Raw genomic sequence first — 3,696 nt, forward strand, 5'->3', positions numbered from 1 at the left:
CAGTGCAGTATATGATTGAAGAGCAGCAGGAACAACTGGATACATTGCACAAAGAAGTTGAGGAAAAGCGAAACGAGCTTGAGGAAAAGTGGAAAGAGCTAGAGGAAAAGAAGAAAGAGGCTGAGGAAAAGAGCCGGGAGGTTGCAGAAAAGAACAAGGAGCTAGAGGAAAAGAGCCAGGAGGTTGCAGAAAAGAACAAGGAACTTGAGGAAAAGAAGAAAGAGGCTGAGGAAAAGAACAAAGAAGTTGAGAAACAGCGCAGGCTGATGGAAAAAGAGAGGCTTGAGAAGGAAGAACTGAAAAAAGAAGTTGAAGAATTGAGAAATATAGTAAAAAAGTTGTCAGAGGGTAAATTATAATATTGAGATCTTAGGTCAATGAGAAATAGGGGGAGGCATTCCCCCATTCCCGTTACATATCCCTGCTGGAAAGTTCAATGCCGTCAGAAACATTGGTTCCAGCGGGGATATTCTTTTTGGTGGATGGAAATAGCTCATGATGCGATGATCAGTCTGACTCCGAGCTCTTCTAACCGGGATGCAGTCTCGCCGGGTAATTTGTGGTCGGTTATAATTCCTGTCACATCCTGTCCATCAGCACAGGAGATTAGATTGAATTTATCAAACTTACTTGAATCTGCCAGAACATATACTTCTTTTGCTGAAGCCAGTACGCTCTTTTTGAACCCGATTTCGGATGTGTTGGCTAGATAAATATTGCCGTTGTCTCCAATGGAGTTTGCTCCGATAAACGCAACATCAACCTTAAAATTACGCATTTGCTCCTCAGCAAGAGGGCCTCTTGTAGAATGTGTATTTCTTCTCAGGTCCCCACCGATTAAAATCACATTGATCCAGTCTCGTGTAAGCAGCTCCGTAGCGATATTGATTCCGTTTGTAATTACTGTATTATTTATTTCATTAGACATCTGCCGTGCTAAATGGAGGGTGGTTGTTCCTGAGTCAATAAAAAGTACCTGCCCGTGATGTATGAAGGACAGCGCTTTCTGGGCAATATGGTCTTTGAGACTGCCGTTTTCTGCCATTCGCCGTTCATATGGCAGCTCTCCCTGGTCACCGGAATTGGTCAGCATGGCACCACCATGTGTGCGTACAATTTTAGGGTTCTCTTTGATTAAAGTCTCTAGATCTCTGCGGATAGTCATTTCTGTTACATCAAAAGTCCGGCTGAGCTGACCAGTTTCCACAGAACCGTTAGAAATTAAAAGATTCTCTATTTTCTGCAGTCTTTTTTCTTTGAGCATAGCTTACCTCATTCTTTATTATTTTAATTTCATGATAGATTTGTTGGTAAAATTTGTCAACATATTATATAGCTTTTTATAATGTCTGTAATGCTTCATATAAAGGTCATGATATTGAGGCCTTGGTGTAAAACGCTTTTTCGTATGTACCATATTCTGAATAAGTTCTTCTATCGAAACATCCGGCCTGACAGCATGTGCGGCCAGAATGGCACAGCCCATAGTTCCGGCCTGATTATTATCTATTGTTTCCATAGGGACGCCAAATATATCCGCTCTTAACTGAAGGGTATAATCTGAAGCGGCTCCGCCTCCGGTAATGCGGATCACATCTGCATTGATGTTCAGCTGGTCAAGTGTCTGGTATGCCATATACATTTGATATGCCATCCCTTCTTTAATAGCCTGATAGAGTTCAACCGGCTGTGTATGTATTGTGAGTCCGCATATTGTGCCAAGCGCATCATAACATATGTCAGGATTTCCAGAGGAGCCAAAAGAGGGAAGAACGAGGATATCGCCGGGCGCTCTTTCAGAAGCGAGGCAGTCCATGTAGGAGAAAAAGTCTTCTCCGCGTTCTACACAATCATTAAAAATATTTGAGAAAATCGTGTCTCTCGACCAGTTCATTAAAATACCACAATTTGTAAGCTCGATTTGTGCAAGGTAAACATCGGGAACCACGTAGGGCGCACATGGGATTCCATTTTCTATCATATACGAGGATGTTGTCATACCGGGAAGTATGAACTGCATAACCTCGCATGTCCCCTGTCCGTCTTCTCCTTCTGAAGGGAGGATCATTCCACTGCCTAATCCGGCGCAGCCCTGGTCATGTCCACCTGCGGCAACCAGTGTTCCGGGTGAGAGAGCAAGTTCTTCTGCAAGATCAGGCAGGACAGTGCCAAGAACAGTACCGGAGGGGACAGGGGCAGAGAACCGTTCCTTATTTAGCCCGGCAAAGGAAAGAAGTTTGTCTGACCATGATTTTCGTTTAATATCGAATGCCATACTTCTTGCGGCAGAAGAATAGCTGACCATTCTTTTTCCGGTAAGCAGATACCCCACATAATCTTCATAGAAAAAAATATGTTTTGATTTACTGAATATATCGGTATGATTTTTCATCCAGATAAATTTGGGGAGTGAATACATTTCACTTAAAGGGAGCCCTGTTATATTCATGACTTCCTTTTTGCTGACGGATTCCTGAAGCCGGATACATTCTTCAATACCTCGTTTATCCCCGGTGAGCATGGAGTTTGCCAGCACAGTACCGTGTTCGTTTATACAAACAATGGACTCCCCAAGTGAGGCCACGGCAATACTCTCGATTAATTCACTGGAAGCAGCTGCCGCTTCCTTGATGACTTCTTTTGTGTGTTTCCATACCATATCTGCATTTAATTCCCTATATCCGCTGTGTCCCGTTTCCTGATATGTTCTTTTAGCTGAAGATAAGATCTGGCCTTTACTGCTGTAGACGGTCATTTTACATCCGCTTGTTCCAATGTCAATTCCTGCATATGCCATTATGAAACCACCTTTCTGAATCAAAATGTTAATGAATGTTTTAAAATGTTTGAAATTGTTCTTATATTATACATGTAAAAACATAATATGTAAACTAAAAACATGCAGAATAAGTAAAAAATCGACTTATAACGTAAGATAAAAGAAAGTTGTTAATTTTATACGAAAATAAGGCTGACGATTTGTATTAATTGCCATATTGTAAATTGTGATATAATGTTATATAATTCAAATATAAACAAACAACATGAAACATATTCAAACAAAAGAAAGGGAGAGAAGTATGAAGAAAAAAGTGTTAAGCGTATTGTTAGCAGCTGCAATGGTATTTTCTATGGCGGGATGCAGTAGTTCTTCAGAGGAAAAGGATGCGGACACAGCGGACAAAGGAAAAACTGAGGCAGAAGAAGACAGTGACAAGAGTGACAGCGGAAAGATTAAAATAGGATATTCACCTTATACGATGACCAATGAATATTTTTCTGCAATTCTTGACGGGCTTCAGAGTAAATGTGACGAACTGGGCATGGAACTCATTTATTATGATCCACAGAACGATCCTACGACACAAAGCAAACAGATTGACGATATGATCAGTATGGGGATTGAAGCACTCGTTTATATCCCATATGATTTTTCCGGGGCAAGAAATGTATGCCAGACACTGCAGGATGCCGGAGTATATGTAGTGAATGCGGACGCCGTAGTTTCTGAAGATGATTATGACGTAGTGGATGCGATTGTAGCATCAGATAATGAAGGGCTTGGACAGCTTTCGGGCGAATGGGTTGCTGAAAATTATCCGGATGGGGCAAATGTGCTGATCGCACATCTTCAGACAGCTGAAGCATGTGTCTTAATAGGTAATTGCGAAACACATTCCTAAAACTTGCGTAAAA

General features: G+C 41.5%; 4 protein-coding genes. 2 read left to right on the forward strand and 2 right to left on the reverse strand.

Annotated features, from left to right (window positions below):
- The first annotated feature begins 11 nt into the window (after positions 1–11).
- Positions 12–359 (forward strand): hypothetical protein, encoded by a 348-nt coding sequence (locus DWX43_RS26675; RefSeq protein ID WP_146203310.1) that lies wholly within the window; start codon positions 12–14, stop codon positions 357–359.
- A gap of 134 nt (positions 360–493) precedes the next feature.
- On the opposite strand, the gene DWX43_RS26680 is transcribed toward DWX43_RS26675, so the two are convergent.
- A complete protein-coding gene (locus tag DWX43_RS26680) occupies positions 494–1,264 on the reverse strand; it encodes a DeoR/GlpR family DNA-binding transcription regulator (protein ID WP_109732584.1) in 771 nt (256 codons plus the stop codon).
- Between the two features lie 18 nt (positions 1,265–1,282).
- Complete coding sequence (locus DWX43_RS26685; protein ID WP_118623098.1) at positions 1,283–2,797, reverse strand: FGGY-family carbohydrate kinase; 1,515 nt, start codon at positions 2,795–2,797, stop codon at positions 1,283–1,285.
- Between the two features lie 283 nt (positions 2,798–3,080).
- Here DWX43_RS26685 and DWX43_RS26690 point away from each other — a divergent pair, with 283 nt between their 5' ends.
- On the forward strand, positions 3,081–3,683 hold the full coding sequence (locus DWX43_RS26690; RefSeq protein WP_118623100.1) for a substrate-binding domain-containing protein: 603 nt from the start codon (positions 3,081–3,083) through the stop codon (positions 3,681–3,683).
- Positions 3,684–3,696 lie beyond the last annotated feature (13 nt).

Origin of the sequence: Clostridium sp. AF19-22AC, from assembly GCF_003479085.1 — a bacterium.
Lineage (GTDB): Bacteria > Bacillota > Clostridia > Lachnospirales > Lachnospiraceae > Faecalicatena_A > Faecalicatena_A orotica.

What these genes read in the sequence shown, in the direction of transcription:
- DWX43_RS26675 (WP_146203310.1), top strand. Translation starts at nt 12, where the DNA reads ATGATTGAAGAGCAGCAGGAACAACTGGATACATTGCACAAAGAAGTT.
- DWX43_RS26680 (WP_109732584.1), bottom strand. Translation starts at nt 1,264, where the DNA reads ATGCTCAAAGAAAAAAGACTGCAGAAAATAGAGAATCTTTTAATTTCT.
- DWX43_RS26685 (WP_118623098.1), bottom strand. Translation starts at nt 2,797, where the DNA reads ATGGCATATGCAGGAATTGACATTGGAACAAGCGGATGTAAAATGACC.
- DWX43_RS26690 (WP_118623100.1), top strand. Translation starts at nt 3,081, where the DNA reads ATGAAGAAAAAAGTGTTAAGCGTATTGTTAGCAGCTGCAATGGTATTT.